Origin of the sequence: Lelliottia sp. 489 (assembly GCF_050435885.1) — a bacterium.
GTDB classification, from domain to species: domain Bacteria; phylum Pseudomonadota; class Gammaproteobacteria; order Enterobacterales; family Enterobacteriaceae; genus Enterobacter; species Enterobacter nimipressuralis.
Genome location: NZ_JBNDLC010000004.1, coordinates 118331 through 144085, shown reverse-complemented (window position 1 = coordinate 144085; position 25755 = coordinate 118331). Strand labels below are relative to the sequence as shown.

Annotated in this window: 23 protein-coding genes and 1 riboswitch; of the genes, 14 read left to right on the top strand and 9 right to left on the bottom strand. The window is 55.7% G+C overall.

Annotation, left to right across the window (positions count from 1 at the left end; all coding sequences use genetic code 11):
* Position 1: 1 nt before the first annotated feature.
* Entirely contained in the window at positions 2–769 is a 768-nt protein-coding gene (locus ABIE11_RS14360; RefSeq protein ID WP_429184751.1) for a DedA family protein, read from the top strand.
* Positions 770–826: 57 nt separating this feature from the next.
* Here the strand turns inward: ABIE11_RS14360 and thiQ are convergent, their stop codons facing one another.
* The 4 genes from thiQ to sgrR all read right to left on the bottom strand — a co-directional run bounded on the left by thiQ (position 827) and on the right by sgrR (position 5908).
* Positions 827–1531 carry a thiamine ABC transporter ATP-binding protein ThiQ gene (gene thiQ, locus ABIE11_RS14355; protein ID WP_129035435.1) on the bottom strand — a complete coding sequence of 235 codons (705 nt, stop codon included), beginning with the start codon at positions 1529–1531 and terminating at the stop codon, positions 827–829.
* A complete protein-coding gene (gene thiP, locus ABIE11_RS14350) occupies positions 1515–3125 on the bottom strand; it encodes a thiamine/thiamine pyrophosphate ABC transporter permease ThiP (protein ID WP_429184750.1) in 1611 nt (536 codons plus the stop codon). Before thiP ends, thiQ begins: the two co-directional genes overlap by 17 nt.
* Positions 3101–4084 (bottom strand): thiamine ABC transporter substrate binding subunit, encoded by a 984-nt coding sequence (gene thiB / locus ABIE11_RS14345; RefSeq protein WP_319424018.1) that lies wholly within the window; start codon positions 4082–4084, stop codon positions 3101–3103. Before thiB ends, thiP begins: the two co-directional genes overlap by 25 nt.
* A 31-nt stretch (positions 4085–4115) precedes the next feature.
* A riboswitch (TPP riboswitch) is annotated at positions 4116–4216 on the bottom strand.
* 36 nt (positions 4217–4252) lie between these two features.
* A complete protein-coding gene (sgrR, locus tag ABIE11_RS14340; protein WP_429184749.1) occupies positions 4253–5908 on the bottom strand; it encodes an HTH-type transcriptional regulator SgrR in 1656 nt (551 codons plus the stop codon).
* A gap of 87 nt (positions 5909–5995) precedes the next feature.
* Between sgrR and sgrT the strand changes: the two genes are divergently transcribed.
* Both sgrT and ABIE11_RS14330 read left to right on the top strand, forming a co-directional pair.
* Entirely contained in the window at positions 5996–6148 is a 153-nt protein-coding gene (gene sgrT / locus ABIE11_RS14335; RefSeq protein ID WP_429184748.1) for a glucose uptake inhibitor SgrT, read from the top strand.
* A gap of 120 nt (positions 6149–6268) precedes the next feature.
* Positions 6269–7447 (top strand): sugar efflux transporter, encoded by a 1179-nt coding sequence (locus ABIE11_RS14330; protein ID WP_102104589.1) that lies wholly within the window; start codon positions 6269–6271, stop codon positions 7445–7447.
* A 32-nt stretch (positions 7448–7479) separates the two neighbouring features.
* On the opposite strand, the gene leuD is transcribed toward ABIE11_RS14330, so the two are convergent.
* The 5 genes from leuD to leuL form a co-directional block, all read right to left on the bottom strand.
* Positions 7480–8085, bottom strand: a complete 606-nt coding sequence (gene leuD, locus ABIE11_RS14325; protein WP_102104590.1) for a 3-isopropylmalate dehydratase small subunit — start codon at positions 8083–8085, stop codon at positions 7480–7482.
* Positions 8086–8095: 10 nt separating this feature from the next.
* Positions 8096–9496: a 3-isopropylmalate dehydratase large subunit gene (leuC, locus tag ABIE11_RS14320; protein ID WP_107702263.1), complete on the bottom strand. Its 1401-nt coding sequence runs from the start codon at positions 9494–9496 to the stop codon at positions 8096–8098.
* Positions 9497–9498: 2 nt separating this feature from the next.
* The gene (gene leuB / locus ABIE11_RS14315; protein ID WP_100777637.1) at positions 9499–10590 is read right to left on the bottom strand and encodes a 3-isopropylmalate dehydrogenase; all 1092 of its coding nucleotides are present in this window, start codon (positions 10588–10590) and stop codon (positions 9499–9501) included.
* Entirely contained in the window at positions 10590–12161 is a 1572-nt protein-coding gene (gene leuA / locus ABIE11_RS14310; protein WP_100777636.1) for a 2-isopropylmalate synthase, read from the bottom strand. Before leuA ends, leuB begins: the two co-directional genes overlap by 1 nt.
* Positions 12162–12251: 90 nt before the next feature.
* Positions 12252–12338 carry a leu operon leader peptide gene (gene leuL, locus ABIE11_RS14305; protein ID WP_100777635.1) on the bottom strand — a complete coding sequence of 29 codons (87 nt, stop codon included), beginning with the start codon at positions 12336–12338 and terminating at the stop codon, positions 12252–12254.
* A gap of 633 nt (positions 12339–12971) precedes the next feature.
* On the opposite strand from leuL, the gene leuO reads away from it, so the two are divergent.
* The 11 genes from leuO to mraY all read left to right on the top strand — a co-directional run bounded on the left by leuO (position 12972) and on the right by mraY (position 25753).
* Positions 12972–13916: a transcriptional regulator LeuO gene (gene leuO, locus ABIE11_RS14300; RefSeq protein ID WP_102104592.1), complete on the top strand. Its 945-nt coding sequence runs from the start codon at positions 12972–12974 to the stop codon at positions 13914–13916.
* Between the two features lie 383 nt (positions 13917–14299).
* The gene (gene ilvI / locus ABIE11_RS14295; protein WP_107702262.1) at positions 14300–16024 is read left to right on the top strand and encodes an acetolactate synthase 3 large subunit; all 1725 of its coding nucleotides are present in this window, start codon (positions 14300–14302) and stop codon (positions 16022–16024) included.
* Complete coding sequence (ilvN, locus tag ABIE11_RS14290) at positions 16024–16515, top strand: acetolactate synthase small subunit (protein WP_100777632.1); 492 nt, start codon at positions 16024–16026, stop codon at positions 16513–16515. Before ilvI ends, ilvN begins: the two co-directional genes overlap by 1 nt.
* 180 nt (positions 16516–16695) lie before the next feature.
* Entirely contained in the window at positions 16696–17700 is a 1005-nt protein-coding gene (gene cra, locus ABIE11_RS14285; protein WP_100777631.1) for a catabolite repressor/activator, read from the top strand.
* Positions 17701–18301: 601 nt separating this feature from the next.
* Positions 18302–18760 (top strand): division/cell wall cluster transcriptional repressor MraZ, encoded by a 459-nt coding sequence (gene mraZ / locus ABIE11_RS14280; protein ID WP_107702261.1) that lies wholly within the window; start codon positions 18302–18304, stop codon positions 18758–18760.
* A 2-nt stretch (positions 18761–18762) separates the two neighbouring features.
* Positions 18763–19704, top strand: coding sequence for a 16S rRNA (cytosine(1402)-N(4))-methyltransferase RsmH (gene rsmH, locus ABIE11_RS14275; RefSeq protein ID WP_100777629.1), 942 nt, complete (start codon positions 18763–18765; stop codon positions 19702–19704).
* Positions 19701–20066 carry a cell division protein FtsL gene (gene ftsL, locus ABIE11_RS14270; protein ID WP_014068894.1) on the top strand — a complete coding sequence of 122 codons (366 nt, stop codon included), beginning with the start codon at positions 19701–19703 and terminating at the stop codon, positions 20064–20066. The genes rsmH and ftsL overlap by 4 nt, the downstream gene beginning before the upstream one ends.
* 15 nt (positions 20067–20081) lie before the next feature.
* The gene (locus ABIE11_RS14265; RefSeq protein ID WP_100777628.1) at positions 20082–21848 is read left to right on the top strand and encodes a peptidoglycan glycosyltransferase FtsI; all 1767 of its coding nucleotides are present in this window, start codon (positions 20082–20084) and stop codon (positions 21846–21848) included.
* Complete coding sequence (gene murE / locus ABIE11_RS14260) at positions 21835–23322, top strand: UDP-N-acetylmuramoyl-L-alanyl-D-glutamate--2,6-diaminopimelate ligase (protein WP_100777627.1); 1488 nt, start codon at positions 21835–21837, stop codon at positions 23320–23322. The genes ABIE11_RS14265 and murE overlap by 14 nt, the downstream gene beginning before the upstream one ends.
* The gene (gene murF / locus ABIE11_RS14255; RefSeq protein ID WP_107702260.1) at positions 23319–24677 is read left to right on the top strand and encodes a UDP-N-acetylmuramoyl-tripeptide--D-alanyl-D-alanine ligase; all 1359 of its coding nucleotides are present in this window, start codon (positions 23319–23321) and stop codon (positions 24675–24677) included. The genes murE and murF overlap by 4 nt, the downstream gene beginning before the upstream one ends.
* On the top strand, positions 24671–25753 hold the full coding sequence (gene mraY / locus ABIE11_RS14250) for a phospho-N-acetylmuramoyl-pentapeptide-transferase (protein WP_095280770.1): 1083 nt from the start codon (positions 24671–24673) through the stop codon (positions 25751–25753). Before murF ends, mraY begins: the two co-directional genes overlap by 7 nt.
* The last annotated feature ends 2 nt before the right edge of the window (positions 25754–25755 follow it).

Here is a 25755-nt window from a genome sequence, read left to right as displayed (position 1 = left end):
TATGCAGGCATTGCTGGAACATTTTATTACGCAGTCCGTGGCCTACTCGCTGATCGCTGTCGCGCTGGTCGCCTTTCTGGAATCGCTGGCGCTGGTGGGGCTGATTTTACCTGGCACTGTCATGATGGCGGGCCTCGGTGCGCTGATTGGCAGCGGCGAGGTGAACTTCTGGCAGGCGTGGTTGGCCGGTATCGTTGGCTGTCTGCTGGGCGACTGGATCTCTTTCTGGTTAGGCTGGCGCTTCAAAAAGCCGTTGCACCGCTGGTCGTTCATGAAAAAGAACAAAGCGCTGCTCGACAAAACCGAGCATGCCCTCCATCAGCACAGTATGTTTACCATTCTGGTCGGGCGTTTTGTCGGCCCGACGCGTCCGCTGGTGCCGATGGTTGCCGGGATGCTGGATCTGCCCGTTTCAAAATTTATTCTGCCCAATATCATTGGCTGCGTCTTCTGGCCGCCGTTCTATTTCCTGCCGGGCATTCTGGCCGGTGCGGCGATTGATATCCCCGCCGATGCGCAAAGCGGCCATTTTAAATGGCTGCTGTTAGCCACCGCACTGCTGCTGTGGGTCGCGGTGTGGCTGTGCTGGCGCCTGTGGCGCAGTGCGAAAGCCGGTACGGATCGCCTCACCCAGTATCTGCCGCGTGGCCGCCTGTTGTGGCTGGCACCTTTGACGCTCGGGGTAGCCGTGGTGGCGCTGGTGGCGTTGATTCGTCATCCGCTGATGCCGGTGTATGGCGAGATTTTGTTGAAGGTGGTGAGCCGATAGGCGATTTTCAGCCGCCACCAGGCCTGAGATTGCCCGGTGGCGCATTGTTTGCCGGGCTTACTGCGGTTGCATTATTCCCAACAACGCTGAGGCACTTGCCTTCCCGCTTATCAGCTCCTGCGTTTCCCCATCCCAGGCGATTCGCCCGTCGGCAATCACGACGGAGCGCGCCGCGATTCTGGCGGCGTCTTCCACGCTGTGCGAGACCATCAGCATGGTGAGATTTTTCTGCTGGCACACCTCTTTTACCAGCAACAGCATCTCCTGACGCAGGGCTGGGTCGAGGGCCGAGAACGGCTCGTCGAGGAGCAAAATTGGCTGTTCCCGCACCAGACAGCGAGCCAGCGCGACGCGCTGACGCTGCCCGCCAGAAAGCTCGCCAGGCAAACGTTCGAGAAATTCATTCAGCCCCATCTGCTGGGCAATCGCTTCGAGTTTCTCACGCTGAAGCGCCGTCAGCTTGAGGCCGGGGTCCATTCCAAGGCCGATATTCTGTCGCACCGTCAGATGGGTAAACAGATTATTTTCCTGGAACAGCATCGACACTGGGCGCTGGGACGGCGGCGTATGGGTGTGCGTTTGCCCGTCGATCAACATCTCGCCACGCGCCGGGGGCAGGAAACCGGCAATCAGATTGAGCAGCGTGCTTTTCCCGGCACCGCTTGGGCCGAGAATGGCAATCATCTCTCCGCGTTCGACACAGAGCGTAAAGCGCATTGGCAGGTGCTGATAAAGCCAGGTTACATCAGTCAGTTTTAGCATCGTGCCCCGGAAGTTTTTCGATAACGGTGAAGAGGGTAAAGCACAGCAGCAGCAGGAGCAGGGCCGTCACGGCACCATCCTGACTGCGATACGAGCCGATTTGCTGATACAGCCAGAACGGTAGCGTGCGGAAATCGTCATTACCAAACAGCGCCACTACGCCGAAATCGCCAATCGACAGCACGCTGGCAAAGGCCAGCGCCTGCGCCAGAGGGCGTTTCAGGGCGCGGAGTTCAACGACCCTCACTCGCTGCCAGCCGCGCATCCCCAGCGACTGACAGAGCAGAGTGTAGCGGGCGCTCAGGTCGCGCATCGGGTTTTCCAGCACTTTCAGGGCATAGGGAATCGCCATCAGCGCGTTGGTGAAAATGACGATCCCGTCGGCGTGCTCGGGTAATCCGATGGTGCTGTTAAACAGCAAAAAGAACCCGGTCGCCAGTACGATGCCCGGCATCGCCAGAATCAACATCCCGCTCAGCTCCAGCGCTTGCCCGGCGATTCGGGAGTGGCGGGCGTAAAGTTCGCGGCTGCTCCAGAGCAGCATCATGGTCAGCAGGACGCACAGCAACCCGGCGCCGAGGGCGATCCGCAGCGACGTCCACAACGCCTGCCACAGCACCGGCTGTTGCAGCACCGAGATCAGATTCAGATTGAGACCATCCACCACCACTGCCAGCAGCGGCGGGAGGAGTAACAGCAGCGCAAGTACGATAAGCAGGAGATCGCTCAGGCGGCTGCGCAGGCTGTCCTGCGGATCGCGCCAGCCGTTTACCTGATGGCTCCCCACTGCAATGGCTTTACTGAGTCGCTGGCTGAGCAGGACCAGCCCCAGGCAGCAGAACATCTGGATCATCGCCAGCAGCGCCGCACGACCCGGATCGTAGTCGTAACTCAGGGCCTGATAGATCGCCAGCTCAATGGTGGTGGCCTGCGGGCCGCCGCCCAGCGACAGCACCGTGGCAAAACTGGCGAAGCAGAGCATAAAAATTAATGCTGCAACGGGCGGGATCTGCCGCCGCAGCCACGGCCACTCAACAAAGCGAAAGAAGGCAAATCCGCGCATTCCGAGCTGGGCGGCCAGCTGTCGCTGTTCGCCAGGGATATTTTCCAGCGCCTGTAAGAACAGTCGCGTCGCCATGGGCATATTGAAAAAGACGTGGGCCAGCAGAATACCCTGCAGGCCGTAAGGCGAAAATGTCCATTCGATGCCAAACGCATTCAACAGCGTGGCAATCCACCCCTGGCGCCCATACACGCTCAGAATACCGAAGACGGCGACCAGTACGGGCAGGATCAGCGTCATCGCGCACAGGCGCAGCAGCGCTTGTCTTCCGGGGAAACGGCGGCGATACAGCGCCCGCGCCAAAAAGATCGCCGGGACGACCGAGAGCAGGGCTGAGAGAAATGCCTGCCAGAAGGAGAACCGCACTACGTGCCAGAGATAGCTATCGTGCCACAGCGCGGCGATATCGCTTTGCGGTGCGTTCAGCCACAGGGCAAGAAAAGCCCCCAGGCTCACCACCACCATCAGCGTGGCGGCAGTCAGCCCAGGGAGCAGCCAGCCGGGAATTAGCGGCTGACGGCGCGTTGCCATTCACTGATCCAGGCGGCGCGTTGAGTGGAAACCTGCTGCGGGGTGAATTCCAGCGTGGTTTGCGGTTTGCTCAACTGATCGAAGCCCGCAGGCAGTTTCACGTCGGTCACCGGATACATCCAGTTGCCCGTCGGGATGGCGTTCTGGAACGCAGGCGAGACCATAAATTTCAGGAACTTCTCGGCCAGTTCCGGCTCTTTGCTGGCCGCGGTGCGGGCGGCGACTTCCACCTGCAGATAGTGGCCTTCGGCAAAGTTAGCGGCGGCGTAGTTGTCTTTTTTCTCTTCGATAATGTGGTAGGCCGGCGAGGTGGTGTAGCTCAGGACCAGATCGCTTTCGCCTTTCAGGAACAGGCCGTAGGCTTCACTCCAGCCTTTGGTGACGGTGACGGTTTTCGCCGCCAGTTTTTGCCAGGCTTCCGGCGCTTTGTCGCCGTACACTTTTTGCATCCACAGCAACAGGCCAAGGCCCGGTGTGCTGGTGCGTGGGTCCTGATAAATCACGCGCCATTTCTGGTCGCTCTCGACCAGCTCTTTCAGGCTTTTCGGCGGATTCTTCAGCTTGTTTTTATCGTAGACGAAGGCAAAGTAACCGTAATCGAAGGGGACAAAGGTGTCGTTTTTCCAGCCGCCCGGAACGTTCACCGCATCGGCGGCGATACCGCTTTTGGCAAAGAGTTTGGTTTGTGAGGCCGCTTCCAGCAGGTTGTTATCCAGGCCCAGCACCACGTCGGCCTTGCTGTTTTTACCCTCCATCCGCAGACGGTTGAGCAGCGAAACGCCATCTTCCAGCGCCACGAATTTCAGTTCGCAGTGACAGTCGGCTTCAAAGGCTTTTTTGACCACCGGGCCTGGGCCCCAGTCGGCGGCAAAGGAGTCGTAGGTGTAGACCGTTAAAACGGGCTTGGCAAATGCAGGCAGCGCGAAGAGCGCCAGCAGGGGGAGAACTTTTTTTAACACTTTGCACCTCAAAGTTGAGTGGCAAAGGATTTTGAGCGACAGCCTCAAATCCCTTCGCCGGCGTTATCCGGATCAGGTTCGACGGGTATTATCTCAGCGCACATCATCGATGCAGCACCCCGTTGAGAACGGCGGTATTGTAATGATTTGGTGAATATTACGAAAGTGTTATGGTTCCGGTGGCGCAAACCAGGCGGATTTAAAGTCAAACCAGCCGAGCGTATTCATGCGTAAGCCGCGCATACTGCGCTGTCCCTGAATCATCAGCCAGTGGTGGATCAGCGGTACCATCGCCTGCTGGGACAGCAACTGCTGGCACCAGACCGCCAGATTCATCTCTCCGGCGCGCCACTGAGCGGCGTCCTGCTGCCAGTCGTGGGCAATGCAGTGCTGGATCAGCGGGATCTCATACAGGTGCGAGAAGAGCGAGAAATCGAGCGGCAGAGTGAAGTTCGCGCTGTTGAGCCAGATATCGCTCACCGCTTCGCCGCGATGCCATTCATCGTAATCCACCTCCTGAATTTCCAGCGTCACGCCTTCCGCGGCCAGCAGTTTGCTCATAATGCGCGCAATAAAGCGGTGCTCAACGTGTTCGCGATAATAGGTGAGGGTAATGGTTTCCAGCCCGGCGGGCTTTTCGCCGCGCCCAGGACGGGCGTGGTGCCAGCGAGGCAGCAGCCCGTAGGCCGGGAACCAGTAGGTCTGGTGCTGGTCTTCCGCCTGATAGATCAGATTGGCGGGGGCGAGGATCTGGCTTATCCACTGGCGCACCTCGCTGCTGGCACCCCGGTGGGTGCGGGCGTCAAACAGCAGATAGTAGCAGCCCTCTTCGAGGCGACTTTCGACGGCTTTTTCGCCTTCGGTCGGGCCTTCCAGCGTCAGGCCGGGGCTGAACTCTTCACTGATGTCCGGCAGCACCCAGACATTCACCTCGTCAATCAGCGCGCGGTAGCCAAAGTAGTCATCGAAGGCGCGGATTTTCAACTGGTTACTGTTATTACGCATCACGGCGTAAGGCCCGGTGCCGACGGGCTGGCTGGCGAAACTGGGCATGCTCTCCCATTCATGAGGCAAAATCATCGACGGGACATAACCCATCAGCCACGGCAGCCACTGGTCAGGCTCGGAAAGCTCGATATCCAGCGTCCAGGCGGTGGGAGAGTGTATGTGTGCGATATGGGAGTAGAGGGGCAGCCCGCGAGCGCGCTGCAGAGAAGCGATCACATCGTTCATCTCCAGCTCGCGGCCATGGTGAAAATGGATGCCAGGACGCAAAAAAAAGCGCCAGTGCAGCGGAGAAAGTTGCTGCCAGTGGTGCGCGATGTCAGCTTCCAGTTCCCCGTTTTCCTCATTTATGCGCGTCAGGCCGCTAAAGATTTGTCGCGCCATGTGCGTTTCGGAGCGGCGTAGCGCCGTGCCCGGCAGCAGGTTTTTCATCGGACGGTAGTAGAGCACGCGCAAGATGTGCTTTCCCTGGCGGAAGCTGCGGCCCAGATGGGAGACCAGCATCTGGCGGACGGCGGCTTTATCGCCCACCAGCTGCACCAGCTGATCGATGCGGTCCTGCTCCAGCAGGTCTTCAGCGCGCTGCTGTTGTAAGGCCAGACCGGTATACAGGAAGGTTAAGCGCGAACGCTTTCCGCGCCCTGCTTCCGCCTCCCAGTTCAGCCAGCCCTGCTGCTGCATGGTGTTCAGCAGCGTGCGCATGTGGCGGCGCGAGCAGTTCAGCAGTTCCGCCAGCTCGTTCAGCGTGGTCTCTTTTGACTGGCCTTCGCAGCACTGCCAGAGGCGGATAAATTGTTGTTGCAGACGACCAGACGGCATAAAAGGGGAACTCCTGACAAAAAATCAGCAATTTATTAATCCTCATATTAAGCCAATAATCCTCCTTGTTGAAGTGAGGAGGTAAATATGAAGAGGTCAACCGCACGTCAGTTTTATCAGCACTACTTTTCAGCGACAAAAGGAGTGTCCTGGCTGGCCCGCCAGTGCGCAGAACAGCGCCTGAAAATGCTTGAAGATCTGATGCAGTGGGACGTTACGAAATTGACCTCTGACCGCTGACTCGCCTCGACCATGTGTGACTGAGTATTGGTGCTTATCACCCGCCAGCAAAATGTTTTTGCTGGCTTTTTTCGTTTACACTGCCTCTCCATTTCGCTCCTCTTTGACAAGGAACTGCGCATGCTCTGGTTGATGACGATGGGCCGCCGCCTGAACGGCGTGTATGCCGCTTTTATGCTGGTGGCCTTTATGATGGGCGTCGCGGGGGCGCTACAGGCGCCGACCCTGAGCCTGTTCCTGAGTCGTGAGGTGGGCGCACAGCCTTTCTGGGTGGGCCTGTTTTACACGGTCAACGCCATTGCCGGGATCCTGGTTAGCCTGTGGCTGGCAAAACGATCCGACAGCCAGGGCGATCGCCGCAAATTAATTCTGTTCTGTTGCGCGATGGCCATCGGCAACGCTCTGCTGTTTGCCTTCAACCGCCACTATCTGACGCTGCTCACCTGCGGGGTGCTGCTGGCCTCGCTTGCCAATACCGCCATGCCGCAGCTTTTTGCGCTCGCCCGTGAGTACGCGGACAGCTCGGCGCGGGAAGTGGTGATGTTCAGCTCGGTGATGCGTGCACAGCTCTCCCTGGCGTGGGTGATCGGCCCGCCGCTGGCCTTTATGCTGGCGCTGAATTACGGTTTTACGGTGATGTTCTCCATTGCGGCCGGGATTTTTGCCATCAGCCTGGCGCTGATCGCCTTTGTGCTGCCGTCGGTCGCCCGGGTGGAGCAGGCGGCGGATACGCCCGTCACCCAGGTGAGCGGCTGGCATAATAAAAACGTGCGCATGCTGTTTATTGCCTCGACGCTGATGTGGACCTGCAACACCATGTATATCATCGATATGCCCCTGTGGATCAGCAGCGATCTGGGGCTGCCGGATAAGCTCGCCGGGATCTTAATGGGCACCGCCGCCGGGCTGGAAATCCCGGCGATGATCCTCGCGGGCTTCTACGTGAAGCGCTTTGGCAAACGTCGGATGATGGTGGTTGCGGTGGCGGCTGGCGTCCTGTTTTACCTGGGATTGATCCTGTTTCACAGTCGCGAAGCGCTGCTGGCGTTGCAGCTGTTTAACGCCATTTTTATCGGCATTGTCGCCGGGATTGGGATGCTGTGGTTCCAGGATCTGATGCCCGGACGGGCGGGCTCAGCCACGACGTTATTCACCAACAGTATTTCGACCGGGGTGATTCTGGCGGGGGTGATTCAGGGGGCGCTGGCGCAAAGCTATGGTCACTTTGCCGTGTATTGGGTGATTGCGGGGATCTCGCTGGTGACGCTGGCGCTGACGCTTCGCGTCAAAGAGAGTTAAACAAAAAGGCCCGCTTGCGCGGGCCTTTTTCGTTAGCGCATAAACGCCGGTTGTTTGTTTTCGTAGGCTGCAATGGAGGCTTCGTGCTGCAGGGTCAAACCAATGCTGTCGAGGCCGTTGATCATGCAGTGACGGCGGAAGTCGTCGATTTTAAAGCTGTAAGTTTTGTCACCCGCTTTCACCACCTGCGCTTCCAGATCCACTTCGAACGAAATGCCCGGATTCGCCTTCACCAGCGCGAACAGCTCATCGACCTGTTCGTCGGTCAGCGTCACCGGCAGCAGCTGGTTGTTGAAGCTGTTGCCGTAAAAGATGTCGGCAAAGCTCGGGGCGATCACCACTTTAAAACCGTAGTCCGTCAGCGCCCACGGGGCGTGTTCGCGGGATGAGCCACAGCCAAAGTTTTCGCGGGCTAACAGGATCGATGCGCCTTTAAATTCCGGGAAGTTCAGAACGAACTCGGGATTCGGCTGCTGGCCCTGATCGTCGAGAAAACGCCAGTCGTTGAACAGGTGCGCGCCAAAGCCTGTGCGGGTCACTTTCTGTAAGAACTGCTTGGGAATGATGGCGTCCGTATCAACGTTAGCCGCATCCAGCGGGACAACCAGACCCGTATGTTGGGTAAATTTCTCTGCCATGATTGTCTCCTTATTTCAAACCACGAATATCAGCAAAATGGCCGGTCACTGCGGCAGCCGCTGCCATTGCCGGGCTGACCAGATGGGTACGTCCACCGCGGCCCTGACGGCCTTCAAAGTTACGGTTGCTGGTGGAGGCGCAGCGCTCGCCCGGGTTCAGACGGTCGTTGTTCATGGCCAGACACATGGAGCAGCCCGGTAAGCGCCACTCAAAACCGGCTTCGATAAAGATCTTGTCCAGCCCTTCAGCTTCAGCCTGGGCTTTTACCGGGCCAGAGCCTGGCACGACCAGCGCCTGCACGCCGGGCGCGACTTTACGGCCTTTGGCAATTTCTGCTGCTGCACGCAAATCTTCGATGCGAGAGTTGGTGCAGGAGCCGATAAACACTTTGTCGATTGCCACGTCGGTCAGCGGAATGCCCGGTTTCAGGCCCATGTACGCCAGCGCTTTTTCGGCGCTTGCGCGTTCCACCGGATCGGCAAACGAGGCCGGATCGGGAATGTTGTCGTTAACGGAAATCACCTGGCCTGGGTTGGTGCCCCAGGTGACCTGCGGTGCGATATCTTCTGCCTGCAGGGTGACAACGGTATCGAATGTCGCGCCGTCGTCGGTTTGCAGGGTTTTCCAGTATTCCACCGCCTCGTCAAAATCTTTGCCTTTCGGCGCGTGCAGACGGCCTTTCACATAGTTGAACGTGGTCTCGTCCGGTGCGACCAGACCGGCTTTAGCACCCATCTCGATCGCCATGTTGCACAGGGTCATACGGCCTTCCATGCTCAATGCACGGATAGCATCGCCGCAAAACTCCACCACGTGACCGGTTCCGCCTGCGCTGCCGGTTTTACCGATAATCGCCAGCACGATGTCTTTCGCGGTGATACCTGCTGCCGCCTGACCGTTAACTTCGATTTTCATGGTTTTCGCGCGGCCCTGTTTCAAGGTTTGCGTCGCCAGAACGTGCTCGACTTCGGAGGTTCCTATACCAAACGCCAGCGCACCGAACGCGCCATGCGTGGCGGTGTGGGAGTCGCCGCAGACGATGGTCATTCCCGGCAGGGTGATGCCCTGCTCAGGACCCATTACGTGGACGATGCCCTGATACGGGTGGTTCAAATCGTACAGCTCAACGCCGAAGGCGTTGCAGTTCTTAATCAGCTCCTGCATCTGGATACGCGCCATCTCGCCCGACGCGTTGATGTCTTTGGTCTGAGTCGACACGTTGTGATCCATCGTGGCGAAGGTTTTACCCGGCTGGCGAACGGGACGATTGTGCGCGCGCAGACCGTCAAAGGCCTGCGGTGACGTCACTTCGTGCACCAGATGACGGTCAATGTACAGCAGCGGGGTTTCGTTTGGTGCCGAGTAGACTACGTGCGCATCAAACAATTTTTCGTATAACGTCTTCGCCATGATTACACCCCTTCAGCGACATAGCGGGCAATGATATCGCCCATTTCATCGGTACTGACGGCCGCCGCGCCGCGCGCTAAATCGCCCGTGCGGATACCTTCTTCTAATGCGCGGTTAATGGCGCTTTCGATTGCATCGGCCGCGTCGTTCGCGTCCAGGCTGTAGCGCAGCAGCAGGGCCAGGGAGAGGATCTGTGCAATCGGGTTAGCGATATTTTTACCGGCGATATCCGGCGCGGAACCGCCCGCAGGCTCGTACAGGCCAAAGCCCTCTTCGTTCAGGCTGGCGGAGGGCAGCATGCCCATGGAGCCGGTGATCATCGCGCATTCATCGGACAAAATATCGCCGAACAGGTTGGAACACAGCAGCACGTCGAACTGCGACGGGTCTTTGATCAGCTGCATGGTGGCGTTGTCGATGTACATGTGCGCCAGCTCAACGTCCGGGTACTCTTTGGCGATTTCGTTGACGATTTCGCGCCACAGAATCGAGGATTGCAGGACGTTGGCTTTATCAATAGAGGTCACTTTGTGACGACGTTTGCGCGCAGATTCGAAAGCGATGCGGGCAATACGTTCGATTTCAAAACGGTGATAAACCTCGGTATCGAATGCTTTCTCGTGTTGACCGCTGCCTTCGCGGCCCTTCGGCTGGCCGAAGTAGATCCCGCCGGTTAATTCACGCACGCACAGAATGTCGAAGCCGTTGGCGGCAATATCGGCACGCAGCGGGCAAAACTCTTCCAGCCCCTGATACAGCTTCGCCGGACGCAGGTTGCTGAACAGTTTGAAATGCTTACGCAGCGGCAGCAGCGCGCCGCGCTCAGGTTGCTCTGCGGGTGGCAGATGTTCCCATTTCGGGCCGCCGACGGAGCCAAACAGGACCGCATCGGCGTTTTCGCAGCCTTCAACGGTGGCTTTCGGCAGTGGTGTGCCGTGGTTATCAATCGCAATACCGCCCACATCGTAGTGGCTGGTGGTGATTTTCATCGCGAAACGGGCGCGGATTGCTTCCAGGACTTTCAGGGCTTGTGTCATCACTTCCGGGCCAATGCCATCGCCCGGCAACACAGCAATATGGTAATTCTTCGACATTACACGGTTTCCTTATTGTTCTCTTTATTCTGAGCTTTGCGTTGTAACTCTTTCTCGACTTCTGCGGCGCGCCAGATGTTGTTCAGGACGTGCACCATGGCTTTGGCTGAGGATTCGACGATATCTGTCGCCAGGCCAACGCCGTGGAAACGACGGCCGTTATAAGTGACAACAATATCGACCTGACCCAGCGCATCTTTGCCGTGACCTTTGGCGCTCAAATCGTATTTGACCAGCTCGATGTTGTAGTCGGTGATGCGGTTGATCGCCTGATAAATCGCATCTACCGGGCCGTTACCGTTGGCGGCTTCGGCTTTAACTTCATCGCCGCAGGCCAGTTTGACCGAGGCGGTCGCGATATCGCTGGAGCCGGACTGCACGCTGAAGTAGTCCAGACGGAAGTGCTCTGGCTCTTCCTGCTGTTTATTAATGAAGGCTAATGCTTCCAGGTCGTAGTCAAAGACCTGGCCTTTTTTATCGGCCAGTTTCAGGAACGCGTCGTACAGGTGATCCATGTTGTAGTCGCTTTCCTTGTAACCCATCTCTTCCATGCGGTGTTTCACCGCCGCACGGCCAGAGCGGGAGGTGAGATTCAACTGCACCTGATTCAGACCGATGGATTCCGGGGTCATGATTTCGTAGTTTTCGCGGTTCTTCAGCACACCGTCCTGATGAATACCGGAGGAGTGGGCGAAGGCGCCGGTGCCGACAATCGCTTTGTTCGCCGGGATAGGCATGTTGCAAATCTGGCTGACGGTCTGGCTGGTGCGCCAGATTTCGTTGTGATTAATGCGGGTCTGCACATTCATGATGTCTTTGCGCACTTTGATCGCCATGATCACCTCTTCCAGTGAACAGTTACCGGCACGTTCGCCGATGCCGTTCATGGCGCCTTCCACCTGGCGAGCCCCGGCGTGGACTGCGGCAATGGCGTTGCCCACGGCCAGGCCCAAATCGTCGTGGGTATGGACAGAAATAATGGCTTTATCAATGTTTGGCACGTGTTCATACAGCCCGGTGATGATGTTGGAGAACTCGAACGGCATGGTGTAGCCGACGGTGTCCGGGATGTTGATAGTAGTGGCACCCGCGTTAATCGCGGCTTCTACTACGCGGGCCAGATCGGCAATCGGCGTGCGGCCAGCATCTTCACAGGAGAATTCGACGTCGTCAGTGTAGTTACGGGCGCGTTTCACCATGTATACCGCGCGTTCGATCACTTCATCCAGGGTGCTACGCAGTTTGGTTGCGATGTGCATCGGGGAGGTGGCGATAAAGGTGTGAATTCGGAAGGCTTCAGCCACTTTCAAGGATTCGGCGGCCACGTCGATATCTTTCTCGACACAGCGGGCCAGACCACACACGCGGCTGTTTTTGATGGTGCGCGCAATGGTCTGGACGGATTCAAAATCACCCGGTGAAGAGACCGGGAAGCCCACTTCCATTACGTCGACACCCATACGTTCCAGGGCCAGCGCAATCTGCAGTTTCTCTTTCACACTCAGGCTTGCCTGTAACGCCTGTTCACCGTCACGTAAAGTTGTATCGAAAATAACGACTTGCTGGCTCATGGGTTTGGTCCTTGTCTGTCCTGGGGCGCCTTGCTACGAGCATAAAAAAACCCGCGCAATGGCGCGGGTTTTTTGTTTACCGGAGACGATTCAACGTTGAATTTCGCCCGCCAGCCTACCGCGCACAGTGGATGCGTTTAGTAGTAGTAGGCTGAGGAAACGAACGGTACGAATCATGAATCAGGCTCCAGATGAATGCGTTATGCTTTTAGTGGTACTGGATATGCGGAATCAAGTCAACCCCTGCGGCGAAAAACGCCCGCGATCCATGATACCTGTGGTCCTGGTTCTTTAGCGTATTGTGCTAGGTTTTCCCAAGGGCGTTATTTAAATTGTCTAATTTTGGACTTTAAAACCGTTTCCGGAATAAATTTAATATAATTGGTTTCAATTAATTATTTTCTGAAATTTAAAGGGCGTGGTTATTAAATCCATTGAAATCATTAGGTTGGATTCTGTCTGGTTGCGGTAATGGTGAATGAAGATCAAGCAATGATAATGACATGTTAACGGACAATCGTTGATAGGATGGATTAGTTTAAGAAAACTTAAATAATTGTTTACCTGTAGGCTTGTTGTTTATTCATTGGATTTATGGTTTCATTCCATTCCTAATGTTTTAGTTATTACTTTTAAATTTTTAACGCTTGAGCTTGTGTATACCTGCACCTGTTATTTGGCGTGAGTGTTTATATATTCCGAATTTTAAACTTTTCTCTTTGTCTGGTTTTATCTGCATGATAAATAATATTTTTAAAAGTTATTATTGCGCCAAGTCAAAGGGAGTTTAGCGTGACAGTGGAGTTAGATATGTTAGAAAAAACAAATGAACGGCCTCACGCCATTGAAGCAAACAGGCCTCAGCTACGTACGGTGGATCTTAACTTATTAACCGTTTTTGATGCTGTTATGCAGGAACAAAATATTACCAGAGCCGCACAGGCGTTGGGAATGTCCCAGCCTGCAGTGAGTAATGCCGTCGCCAGGCTGAAGATAATGTTTAACGACGAGCTATTCGTGCGATATGGCCGTGGCATCCAGCCTACGGCAAGGGCTTATCAGCTTTTTGCGTCTGTTCGCCAGGCGTTGCAACTGGTGCAGAATGAGCTGCCGGGGTCCGGTTTCGAACCTTTAAGCAGCGAGCGTGTTTTTCATCTCTGCGTGTGCAGTCCGCTGGATAATTATCTGACCTCCGTTATCTATAATAAAGTGGAAGAAATAGCCCCAAATATTCATCTTATATTTAAGTCCTCCTTAAACCACAATACTGAACATCAGTTACGTTATCAGGAAACGGAATTTGTTCTGGGTTACGAAGAGTTTCGCCGTCCGGAGTTTTCTTGTGTACCGCTGTTTAACGATGAAATGGTGTTAGTCGCCAGTAAATCTCACCCGCGCATCAACGGGCCATTACTGGAAAATGATGTTTATAATGAGCAGCACGCGGTTGTGGCACTCGACAGATATGCGTCATTTAGCCAGCCGTGGTATGACACACCGGATAAACAAGCCTGCGTGGCGTATCAGGGGATGGCCATGGTGAGCGTATTAAATATTGTTTCGCAGACTCAACTTGTTGCTATTGCTCCGCGCTGGCTGGCGGAAGAATTCTCTGCCCAGCTTAATCTGCAAATATTATCGCTGCCGCTGAAGCTCAATAGCCGAACGTGTTATCTTTCGTGGCACGAAGCGGCCGGGCGAGATAAAGGCCATCAGTGGATGGAAGAGCTGTTAGTCAGTGTTTGTCGGCGCTAATCCACATCAGGATAAATCGGTGCAATGCATCCGGTTTATCCTGTTATTTTTTTAATGCGTAGTATTTTATTCTGAATTGAATTTTTCCTTTCGCTTTTTTCCATGCAAAAATAGATGAATTACTGATTCCCCGCCTATTTAAGCGATGAACCATCATCACAAAAGTGTATTCCAGTGGAATTCACCATATCTTGTCATAATGCCTGTGCATTCTGCTTTTACGCCTCTTTTCGTGCCTCCGTTTGCTGATTGCCTGCCTCATGGGGAGCGGTTAAGGTGAAGGTCACTCTGCAAAAATGAAAGACAGGGGAAACCCTGGAAAGCAAGACGGCGAGGAAATGAATTCCTCTGTTCGTCTATAACAAGAAGCCTGGAGGCAAACCATGGAGATGTTGTCTGGCGCCGAAATGGTCGTCCGGTCACTTATCGATCAGGGCGTCAAGCAAGTATTCGGTTATCCCGGAGGCGCGGTCCTCGATATTTACGATGCGTTACACACCGTCGGCGGTATCGATCATGTGCTGGTGCGTCATGAGCAAGCCGCTGTGCATATGGCTGATGGTCTGGCACGTGCCACCGGAGAGGTGGGCGTGGTGCTCGTCACCTCAGGGCCTGGGGCAACCAACGCCATTACCGGCATTGCCACCGCCTACATGGATTCCATCCCACTGGTCATTTTATCCGGACAGGTTGCCACTTCGCTGATTGGTTACGACGCCTTTCAGGAGTGCGACATGGTGGGGATCTCCCGCCCGGTGGTGAAGCACAGCTTCCTGGTCAAACAAACGGAAGACATTCCAGGGGTGCTGAAAAAAGCCTTCTGGCTGGCGGCCAGCGGGCGTCCTGGTCCGGTGGTGGTCGATCTACCAAAAGATATTTTGAATCCGGCCAATAAACTGCCTTACGTCTGGCCCGATTCCGTGAGCATGCGCTCCTATAATCCAACGACCCAGGGGCATAAAGGCCAAATCAAACGCGCGCTGCAAACGCTGATTGCGGCGAAAAAACCGGTGGTCTATGTCGGCGGTGGTGCTGTGAATGCCCACTGTCACACGCAGCTGCGCGAATTAATCGAAAAATTAAACTTGCCTGTGGCTTCATCGTTGATGGGGCTGGGTGCTTTTCCGGCCACACATCGTCAGGCGCTGGGTATGTTGGGTATGCATGGCACCTATGAAGCCAATATGACCATGCACAACTCCGATGTGATTTTTGCCGTCGGCGTGCGCTTTGACGATCGCACCACCAACAATCTGGCGAAGTACTGTCCGAATGCGACGGTGCTGCACATTGATATCGACCCGACCTCTATTTCCAAAACGGTTCCTGCCGATGTGCCGATTGTCGGCGATGCGCTGCAGGTGCTGGAACAGATGCTGGATCTGCTGGCGCAAGAGCCTGCCGTGCAGCCGCTGGATGATATTCGCGACTGGTGGCAGCAGATTGAGCAGTGGCGCGGACGTCAATGTCTGAAATATGACACGCAAAGCGAACACATTAAGCCGCAGGCGGTGATCGAAACGATATGGCGACTGACAAAAGGGGATGCCTACGTCACCTCGGATGTGGGCCAGCATCAGATGTTTGCCGCCCTCTACTACCCGTTTGATAAACCGCGCCACTGGATTAACTCCGGCGGTCTGGGCACCATGGGGTTTGGTCTGCCTGCTGCATTGGGCGTCAAACTGGCGCTCCCGGATGAGATCGTCGTGTGCGTGACCGGCGATGGCAGTATCCAGATGAACATTCAGGAGCTTTCTACCGCGTTGCAGTACGATCTCCCGGTGCTGGTCCTGAATCTGAATAACGGCTACCTGGGCATGGTGAAGCAGTGGCAGGACATGATCTATTCCGGTCGTCACTCCCAGTCGTACATGAAATCGCTGCCGGACTTTGTGCGCGTGGCGGAGGCCTATGGCCACGTCGGCATGCGTGTCAGCGATCCGAATGAACTGGAAGCGAAGCTCGGCGAAGCGCTGGAGCACGTCAGGAACAACCGCCTGGTCTTTGTGGATGTGATCGTCGATGGGACGGAGCACGTCTACCCGATGCATATTCGCGGGGGCGGTATGGATGAAATGTGGTTGAGCAAAACGGAGAGAACCTGATGCGCCGGATATTATCTGTTCTTCTGGAAAACGAATCGGGCGCGTTATCGCGCGTCATTGGGCTTTTCGCCCAGCGCGGTTACAACATTGAAAGCCTGACCGTGGCACCGACGGACGATCCGACGCTGTCGCGGATGACTATTCAGACCGTGGGTGATGCGAAAGTCCTTGAGCAAATTGAAAAGCAGCTGCATAAATTAGTGGATGTGCTGCGAGTGAGTGAATTAGGGCAGGGGGCGTACGTTGAGCGCGAAGTGATGTTGGTCAAAATTCAGGCCAGCGGATATGGACGCGAAGAGGTCAAACGCAACGCGGATATCTTCCGTGGGCAGATCATCGACGTAACGCCTTCTATCTATACTGTTCAGCTTGCCGGAACCAGCGATAAACTCGATGCGTTTCTGGCCTCCGTGCGTGATGTCGCCAAAATTGTTGAGGTGGCGCGCTCGGGTGTCGTGGGCTTGTCTCGCGGCGATAAAATTATGCGTTAGTCGTCAAAAAAGTTCGCCTCTTTCGACCCGGTCTGCAAAGCCGGGTTTTTTTTTGCCTAAACGGACCCTAAGGGAGAGAAAAGCGGTTGCCGCAACTTCTATTCTGCGTTTAGATGTTAAAAGATATAACCATAAACCTGACAAGGCCATGGACTCTTTTATTTCGTTTAAGGGGCAATTGTGAAACTGGATGAAATCGCCCGGCTAGCCGGCGTGTCACGAACTACGGCGAGCTATGTGATTAACGGTAAAGCAAAGCAGTACCGTGTTAGCGACAAAACCGTTGAAAAAGTCATGGCGGTGGTTCGTGAGCATAACTACCATCCGAATGCTGTTGCGGCCGGGCTACGTGCCGGGCGCACCCGATCTATTGGTCTGGTTATTCCGGATCTGGAAAACACCAGCTACACCCGTATTGCGAACTATCTCGAACGTCAGGCGCGCCAGCGCGGCTATCAGCTGCTGATCGCCTGCTCGGAAGATCAGCCCGATAACGAGATGCGCTGCATTGAGCATCTGCTTCAGCGCCAGGTCGACGCGATCATTGTTTCCACCTCTCTGCCACCAGAGCACCCTTTCTATCAACGCTGGGCGAATGGCTCGTTCCCGATCGTCGCGCTGGATCGTGCGCTGGATCGCGAGCACTTCACCAGCGTCGTGGGCGCCGATCAGGATGATGCCGAGATGCTGGCCGCCGAGCTGCGTACCTTCCCGGCAGAAACCGTGCTCTACCTTGGCGCGCTGCCGGAGCTGTCCGTCAGCTTCCTGCGAGAGCAGGGGTTCCGTACTGCCTGGAAAGACGATCCGCGTGAAGTGCACTACCTCTACGCTAACAGCTACGAGCGCGAAGCCGCGGCGCAGCTGTTTGAGAAATGGCTGGAGACGCACCCGATGCCGCAGGCGCTGTTCACCACCTCTTTCGCGCTGTTACAGGGCGTGATGGACGTGACGCTACGCCGCGAAGGGAAACTCCCTTCTGAGCTGGCTATTGCGACATTTGGGGATAACGAACTGCTCGATTTCCTGCAGTGTCCGGTGCTGGCCGTAGCCCAGCGTCATCGTGACGTGGCTGAGCGCGTACTGGAGATTGTTCTGGCGAGTCTGGATGAACCGCGCAAGCCAAAACCGGGGCTAACGCGTATCAAACGTAATCTCTATCGACGCGGTGTATTGAATCGTCGTTAATTATCATTTTAGGGCAGGTCAACTGCCCTGATTGTTTCTCATTATCACGGCAAATAATATCCGGACTAAAATTAGGATAATTCTCTAAGATCCATAGCCTGCTATTCTTATTAATTCATATTGCTTTCATCGGAGCCTTTTTAAGGTTATTTCGGCAACAGTAAGCACTCTTTTTTGTATTGTTTTGTTACAAAGCCTCCTCTCATGCTGAATTATCAGCCATTTTTTCTTCTTTGATGCCCACCTGCGTGCCAGGTCTTGTGTATTCACGCTTCTCCGGTGAATCTGGCGCTGTTATCCCCGTGCGTAATGTCTTAAAATGCCGCCCGCGTCGCAAACTGACACTTTATATTTGCCTGTGGTGGTATGGAGTGATTTTTAACATTCGAATGCATATCTGTTTTTTTTCTTACAAATATTCATGACGTTAATTTTGCCTCGCCAGTTGTGCAGTAATTAATCAAGTTGGGTTATGTCCGTAAATAGGGGGCTTTCCGTCCTGTATCGCGGTAGTCCTGGCTTGACAAGCTTTTCCTTCGCTCCGTAAACTCCTTTATGTGGGAATTTGTGGGTTAAAGTGGTGATAAGGGGTGAGGCTGGCATGTTCCGTGGGGCGGCGTTGGTCAATCTCGACAGCAAAGGGCGTTTATCGGTACCAACCCGATATCGCGATCAGCTGATCGAAAACGCGTCTGGTCAAATGGTTTGCACCATTGACATCAACCACCCCTGCCTGCTGCTTTACACCTTGCCCGAATGGGAAATTATTGAGCAAAAGCTGTCGCGACTGTCGAGCATGAATCCGCAGGAACGCCGCGTACAGCGGTTGTTATTGGGACATGCCAGTGAATGTCAGATGGATAACGCAGGGCGATTATTGATAGCGCCTGTGTTGCGCCAGCATGCGGGTCTGACAAAAGAAGTGATGCTGGTCGGGCAGTTCAACAAGTTTGAACTGTGGGATGAAACGACCTGGTATCAACAGGTCAAGGAAGATATCGACGCTGAGCAGTCTGATTCCGCAGTGTTGTCGGATCGATTGCAGGACTTGTCTCTATAAATATGATGGAAAATTATAAACATACAACGGTGCTACTGGATGAGGCTGTTAACGGCCTGAATATTCGTCCTGATGGCATCTATATCGATGGAACCTTTGGTCGCGGTGGTCACTCGCGTCTGATCCTCTCCCAATTGGGAGCGGAAGGCCGCTTACTGGCAATCGATCGCGATCCGCAGGCAATTGCCGTGGCGAAGACCATCGATGATCCACGCTTTTCCATCGTCCATGGACCTTTCTCTGCGCTGGCGGACTATGTCGCCGAGCGCGGCCTGACGGGCAAGATCGACGGTATTCTTCTTGATCTTGGCGTCTCTTCACCACAGCTTGATGATGCAGAACGCGGTTTTTCCTTTATGCGTGACGGGCCGCTGGATATGCGTATGGACCCGACTCGCGGTCAGTCTGCGGCAGAATGGCTGCAAACGGCTGACGAAGCTGACATCGCCTGGGTGATCAAAACCTTCGGCGAAGAGCGTTTCGGCAAGCGTATCGCGCGCGGCATCGTGGAGCGTAACCGCATCGAGCCGATGACGCGTACCAAAGAGCTGGCAGAAGTTGTGACCGCGGCAACGCCGGTCAAAGACAAATTCAAACATCCCGCGACCCGCACCTTCCAGGCGGTGCGCATCTGGGTAAACAGTGAACTGGAGGAGATAGAGCAGGCGCTAAAAAGCTCGCTCGGCGTGCTGGCCCCAGGTGGGCGGCTATCCATCATCAGCTTCCACTCGCTGGAAGACCGTATTGTGAAGCGCTTTATGCGTGAACAAAGCCGCGGTCCTCAGGTGCCCGCTGGACTGCCGATGACGGAAGAGCAACTCAGGAAGCTGGGTGGCCGTCAGTTGCGAGTAGTAGGCAAGTTGATGCCGGGCGAAGAAGAGGTGGCAGAGAATCCACGTGCCCGTAGTTCAGTGCTGCGCATTGCAGAGAGGACGAACGCATGATCAGCAGAGTGACAGAGACCTTAAGCAAGGTTAAAGGATCGTTAGGAAGCAACGAGCGCCATGCCTTGCCTGGCGTGATCGGCGACGATCTCTTGCGGTTTGGGAAGCTGCCACTCTGCCTGTTCATTTGCATCATTGTGACGGCTGTGACGGTGGTGACCACCGCGCACCATACCCGTTTATTGACCGCGCAACGCGAGCAGATGGTGCTGGAACGCGATGCGCTGGATATCGAATGGCGAAACCTGATTCTTGAAGAAAACGCGCTCGGCGATCACAGCCGGGTTGAACGGATCGCAACGGAAAAGCTGCAGCTGCAGCATGTTGATCCTTCGCAGGAAAATATCGTAGTACAAAAATAAGGGAACACGCGACGCATGAGAGCAGCGGCGAAAACGCAAAAACCGAAACGTCAGGAAGAACAGGCCAACTTTGTGAGTTGGCGTTTTGCGTTGCTTTGTGGCTGTATTTTACTGGCGCTGGTGTTCCTGCTGGGCCGTGCGGCGTGGTTGCAAATTATTGCACCGGACATGCTGGTGCGTCAGGGCGACATGCGATCCCTACGCGTGCAGGAGGTCTCCACTTCGCGCGGGCTGATCACTGACCGTTCCGGTCGCCCGCTGGCGGTGAGTGTGCCGGTGAAAGCGATCTGGGCCGATCCGAAAGAGCTGCATGACGCCGGGGGCGTGACCCTCGATAACCGCTGGAAGGCGCTGGCCGATGCGTTGAAAATGCCGCTCGATCAGATGGCGGCCCGCGTTAACGCAAACCCTAAAGGGCGCTTTATCTATCTGGCGCGTCAGGTGAACCCTGATATGGCCGATTACATCAAGAAACTGAAACTGCCGGGCATCCATCTGCGTGAAGAATCACGCCGTTATTACCCGTCAGGAGAAGTGACCGCTCACCTCATTGGCTTCACCAACGTTGATAGCCAGGGGATCGAAGGGGTCGAAAAGAGCTTTGATAAATGGCTGACGGGTCAGCCGGGTGAGCGCGTGGTGCGTAAAGACCGCTATGGCCGCGTGATTGAGGATATCTCCTCAACCGACAGCCAGGCCGCGCACAACCTGGCCCTGAGTATCGATGAACGTCTGCAGGCGCTGGTTTACCGCGAGCTGAACAACGCCGTGGCGTTCAACAAAGCCGAATCCGGCAGCGCTGTGCTGGTGGATGTCAGCACCGGTGAAGTGCTGGCGATGGCCAATAGCCCGTCCTATAACCCAAATAACCTGACGGGGACGCAAAAAGATGTGATGCGTAACCGTACCATCACTGACGTCTTCGAGCCTGGTTCGACCGTCAAACCGATGGTGGTGATGACTGCGCTTCAGCGTGGCATCGTCAACGAAAATACCGTTCTGAATACGATCCCTTACCGAATTAACGGTCACGAAATCAAAGACGTGGCGCGTTACAGCGAATTGACCCTGACCGGGGTTTTGCAGAAGTCGAGTAACGTCGGTGTTTCAAAGCTGGCGTTAGCGATGCCGTCCTCAGCGTTAGTAGAGACTTACTCACGTTTTGGGCTAGGAAAGGCGACCAATTTGGGGTTGGTCGGAGAACGCAGTGGCTTATATCCTCAAAAACAACGGTGGTCTGACATAGAGAGGGCCACCTTCTCTTTCGGCTACGGGCTAATGGTAACGCCGTTACAGTTAGCGCGAGTCTACGCAACGATTGGCAGCTACGGGGTCTATCGCCCGCTGTCGATTACCAAAGTTGATCCACCGGTTCCCGGCGAGCGTATCTTCCCGGAAGCCACCGTGCGTACCGTCGTGCACATGATGGAGAGCGTCGCCCTGCCAGGCGGCGGTGGCGTAAAAGCCGCCATCAAAGGCTATCGCATCGCGATTAAAACCGGTACCGCGAAAAAAGTGGGGCCGGACGGCCGCTACATCAACAAATACATTGCTTACACCGCAGGCGTCGCGCCTGCCAGCAATCCGCGTTTTGCGCTGGTGGTCGTCATTAACGATCCACAGGCGGGTAAATACTACGGCGGCGCCGTCTCCGCGCCAGTGTTCGGTGCCATCATGGGCGGTGTGTTACGCACCATGAACATCGAGCCTGATGCGCTGGCCACGGGCGATAAAAATGAATTTGTAACTAATCAAGGCGAGGGAACAGGTGGCAGATCGTAATTTGCGCGACCTTCTTGCTCCGTGGGTGCAAACGCTGCCCGCGCGAGAACTGCGGGAGATGGTACTCGACAGCCGTATGGCTGCGTCGGGCGATCTTTTTGTAGCAGTAGTCGGTCATCAGGCGGACGGGCGTCGGTATATCCCGCAGGCGATAGCGCAAGGTGTAGCTGCCATTATTGCTGAGGCAAAAGATGAGGCAACCGACGGCGAAGTCCGTGAAATGCACGGCGTACCGGTCATCTATCTCAGCCAGTTAAACGAGCGTCTCTCGGCCCTTGCAGGACGTTTTTATGATGAGCCGTCCGATCGGCTGCGTCTGGTTGGCGTCACGGGCACCAACGGTAAAACCACCACCACGCAGCTGATGGCGCAGTGGGCCGAGCTGCTGGGTGAAACCAGTGCAGTGATGGGTACCGTCGGCAACGGTCTGTTGGGAAAAGTGAACCCGACGGAAAACACCACCGGTTCTGCGGTAGACGTGCAGCATGTGCTTGCCGGTCTGGCAGGGCAGGGCGCGACCTTCGCTGCGATGGAAGTCTCTTCTCACGGTCTGGTCCAGCACCGCGTGGCCGCCCTGAAATTTGCGGCATCGGTCTTTACCAACCTGAGCCGCGATCACCTTGATTATCACGGCGACATGGAAAGCTACGAAGCCGCGAAATGGCTGCTTTATTCCACGCACCACTGCGGTCAGGCAATTGTTAACGCTGACGATGAAGTGGGCCGCCGCTGGCTGGCTAAGCTGCCGGATGCGGTGGCTGTGTCGATGGAAGACCACATTAATCCGAACTGTCATGGCCGCTGGCTGAAAGCGACGGACGTGAAGTATCACGATAGCGGCGCAACGATTCGCTTTGACTCCACCTGGGGCGAAGGCGAAATCGAAAGCCGCCTGATGGGCGCGTTTAACGTCAGCAATCTGCTGCTGGCGCTGGCGACGCTGCTGGCGCTGGGTTATCCGCTGGCCGATCTGCTGAAAACCGCCGCGCGTCTGCAACCCGTTTGTGGCCGCATGGAAGTGTTTAGCGCACCGGGCAAACCCACGGTTGTCGTCGATTACGCTCACACCCCGGATGCGCTGGAAAAAGCGCTGCAGGCGGCCCGTCTGCACTGCACCGGTAAACTGTGGTGCGTGTTTGGCTGTGGCGGCGATCGAGACAAAGGTAAGCGCCCACTGATGGGGGCGATTGCCGAGCAGTTCGCGGATATTCCGGTGGTAACAGATGACAACCCGCGCACCGAAGAGCCGCGCGCGATTATCAACGATATTCTCGCGGGTATGCTCGATGCCGGGCGTGCACGTGTGATGGAAGGCCGTGCTGAAGCGGTGACGAATACCATCATGCAGGCTAAAGAGAACGACGTTGTGCTGCTGGCCGGTAAAGGCCACGAAGATTATCAGATCGTCGGCGCACGTCGGCTGGATTACTCGGATCGCGTCACAGCGGCACGCCTGCTGGGAGTGGTGGCATGATTAGCTTAACGCTAAGCCAGGCCGCTTCTTTACTCAAGGGCGAGCTACTTGGCCAGGATCTGACTATTGATGCCGTAACTACCGACACCCGCAAAATCACTGCGGGCTGTCTGTTTGTGGCGCTGAAAGGCGAGCGCTTCGACGCCCATGATTTTGCCGATCAGGCGAAAGAAAACGGGGCCGGCGCGCTGCTGGTCAGCCGTAAGCTGGATATCGACCTGCCGCAGATTGTAGTGAAAGACACCCGTCTGGCGTTTGGCGAGCTGGCTGCCTGGGTGCGTCAGCAGGTTCCGGCACGCGTTGTGGCACTGACCGGCTCTTCCGGTAAAACCTCCGTAAAAGAGATGACGGCGGCCATTCTGAGCCAGTGCGGCAACACGCTCTACACCGCAGGCAATCTGAACAATGATATCGGCGTACCGATGACGCTCCTGCGTCTGACGAAAGAATACGATTACGCCGTGATCGAATTAGGCGCCAACCACCAGGGCGAAATTGCCTGGACCGTCGGCCTGACGCGTCCTGAAGCGGCGTTAGTGAATAACCTCGCCGCCGCACATCTTGAAGGCTTCGGCTCGCTGGAAGGCGTGGCAAAAGCCAAAGGTGAGATCTACACCGGTCTGCCGAAAGACGGCATCGCCATTATGAATGCAGATAACAACGACTGGCTGAACTGGAAAAGCGTGATTGGTTCTCGCAAAACCTGGCGTTTCTCGCCAAATGCGGCCAACAGCGATTTCACCGCGACCAACATCCACGTGACCTCTCACGGGACTGAATTTACGCTGCAGACCCCGACAGGTGGCGTGGACGTTTTACTGCCACTGCCTGGACGCCACAACATCGCCAACGCACTGGCGGCTGCCGCGCTGTCGATGGCGGTGGGTGCCACGCATGAGGCGATTAAAGCGGGTCTTGCGAATCTGAAAGCGGTGCCGGGGCGTCTGTTCCCGGTTCAGCTCGCAGAAAACAAACTGCTGCTGGATGACTCCTACAACGCTAACGTCGGTTCCATGACTGCCGCTGTGCAGGTGTTGGCAGAAATGCCCGGCTACCGCGTGATGGTGGTGGGCGACATGGCTGAGCTTGGTGTTGAGAGCGAAGCCTGTCACATCCAGGTCGGTGAAGCGGCGAAAGCGTCTGGCATCGATCGGGTGTTGAGCGCAGGGACGCTGAGCCAGGCAATTAGCCAGGCGAGCGGTGTCGGTGAGCATTTCGCAGAAAAAACAGCGCTGATTGAGCGCCTTAAAACGCTTGTTAAAGAACACCAAATTGTGACGGTTTTAGTGAAAGGTTCACGTAGTGCCGCCATGGAAGAGGTCGTGCACGCATTACAGGAGAACGGAACATGTTAGTTTGGCTGGCCGAACATTTGGTCAAATATTATTCAGGCTTTAACGTCTTTTCCTATCTGACGTTTCGCGCCATCGTCAGCCTGCTGACCGCGCTGTTCATCTCTTTGTGGATGGGCCCGCGCATGATCGCCCGTCTGCAAAAACTCTCCTTTGGCCAGGTCGTGCGTAACGACGGTCCGGAATCACACTTCAGCAAACGCGGCACGCCGACTATGGGTGGGATCATGATCCTCACCGCTATTGTCGTTTCTGTTCTGCTGTGGGCTTATCCGTCAAACCCTTACGTCTGGTGCGTGCTGACCGTTCTTATCGGCTACGGCATTATCGGTTTTGTCGATGACTATCGCAAAGTGGTGCGCAAAGACACCAAAGGCCTGATTGCTCGCTGGAAATACTTCTGGATGTCGGTCATTGCCCTCGGCGTGGCGTTTGCGCTCTATCTGGCAGGGAAAGACACGCCGGCGACCGAGCTGGTGGTGCCGTTCTTTAAAGATGTGATGCCGCAGCTGGGCCTGTTCTACATCCTGCTGGCCTACTTCGTGATTGTCGGAACGGGTAACGCCGTTAACCTGACCGACGGTCTCGATGGCCTGGCGATTATGCCAACCGTGTTTGTCGCCGGTGGTTTTGCGCTGGTGGCATGGGCGAGCGGTAACATGAACTTTGCCAGCTACCTGCACATTCCTTATCTGCGCCACGCCGGTGAGTTGGTGATTGTCTGCACGGCAATTGTCGGCGCGGGCCTCGGTTTCTTATGGTTCAACACCTATCCGGCGCAGGTTTTTATGGGCGACGTCGGTTCGCTGGCCCTGGGCGGCGCGCTCGGCATTATCGCCGTACTGCTGCGTCAGGAGTTCCTGCTGGTGATTATGGGCGGCGTGTTTGTGGTTGAAACCCTCTCGGTAATTTTGCAGGTCGGCTCCTTCAAGCTGCGCGGTCAGCGCATCTTCCGTATGGCGCCGATTCACCACCACTATGAACTGAAAGGCTGGCCGGAACCGCGCGTGATTGTGCGCTTCTGGATTATTTCGCTGATGCTGGTCCTGATTGGCCTGGCGACGCTGAAGGTACGTTAATC

Excerpts from the sequence above, each read along its gene's own strand:
- ABIE11_RS14330 (WP_102104589.1), top strand. The coding sequence starts at position 6,269 with ATGCTCTGGTTGATGACGATGGGCCGCCGCCTGAACGGCGTGTATGCC.
- leuB (WP_100777637.1), bottom strand. The coding sequence starts at position 10,590 with ATGTCGAAGAATTACCATATTGCTGTGTTGCCGGGCGATGGCATTGGC.
- mraY (WP_095280770.1), top strand. The coding sequence starts at position 24,671 with ATGTTAGTTTGGCTGGCCGAACATTTGGTCAAATATTATTCAGGCTTT.
- ABIE11_RS14265 (WP_100777628.1), top strand. The coding sequence starts at position 20,082 with ATGAGAGCAGCGGCGAAAACGCAAAAACCGAAACGTCAGGAAGAACAG.
- leuL (WP_100777635.1), bottom strand. The coding sequence starts at position 12,338 with ATGATTCGTACCGTTCGTTTCCTCAGCCTACTACTACTAAACGCATCC.
- murF (WP_107702260.1), top strand. The coding sequence starts at position 23,319 with ATGATTAGCTTAACGCTAAGCCAGGCCGCTTCTTTACTCAAGGGCGAG.
- rsmH (WP_100777629.1), top strand. The coding sequence starts at position 18,763 with ATGATGGAAAATTATAAACATACAACGGTGCTACTGGATGAGGCTGTT.
- leuA (WP_100777636.1), bottom strand. The coding sequence starts at position 12,161 with ATGAGCCAGCAAGTCGTTATTTTCGATACAACTTTACGTGACGGTGAA.
- sgrR (WP_429184749.1), bottom strand. The coding sequence starts at position 5,908 with ATGCCGTCTGGTCGTCTGCAACAACAATTTATCCGCCTCTGGCAGTGC.
- leuD (WP_102104590.1), bottom strand. The coding sequence starts at position 8,085 with ATGGCAGAGAAATTTACCCAACATACGGGTCTGGTTGTCCCGCTGGAT.
- mraZ (WP_107702261.1), top strand. The coding sequence starts at position 18,302 with ATGTTCCGTGGGGCGGCGTTGGTCAATCTCGACAGCAAAGGGCGTTTA.
- ilvI (WP_107702262.1), top strand. The coding sequence starts at position 14,300 with ATGGAGATGTTGTCTGGCGCCGAAATGGTCGTCCGGTCACTTATCGAT.
- ABIE11_RS14360 (WP_429184751.1), top strand. The coding sequence starts at position 2 with ATGCAGGCATTGCTGGAACATTTTATTACGCAGTCCGTGGCCTACTCG.
- thiP (WP_429184750.1), bottom strand. The coding sequence starts at position 3,125 with ATGGCAACGCGCCGTCAGCCGCTAATTCCCGGCTGGCTGCTCCCTGGG.
- ftsL (WP_014068894.1), top strand. The coding sequence starts at position 19,701 with ATGATCAGCAGAGTGACAGAGACCTTAAGCAAGGTTAAAGGATCGTTA.
- ilvN (WP_100777632.1), top strand. The coding sequence starts at position 16,024 with ATGCGCCGGATATTATCTGTTCTTCTGGAAAACGAATCGGGCGCGTTA.
- leuC (WP_107702263.1), bottom strand. The coding sequence starts at position 9,496 with ATGGCGAAGACGTTATACGAAAAATTGTTTGATGCGCACGTAGTCTAC.
- leuO (WP_102104592.1), top strand. The coding sequence starts at position 12,972 with ATGTTAGAAAAAACAAATGAACGGCCTCACGCCATTGAAGCAAACAGG.
- thiQ (WP_129035435.1), bottom strand. The coding sequence starts at position 1,531 with ATGCTAAAACTGACTGATGTAACCTGGCTTTATCAGCACCTGCCAATG.
- sgrT (WP_429184748.1), top strand. The coding sequence starts at position 5,996 with ATGAAGAGGTCAACCGCACGTCAGTTTTATCAGCACTACTTTTCAGCG.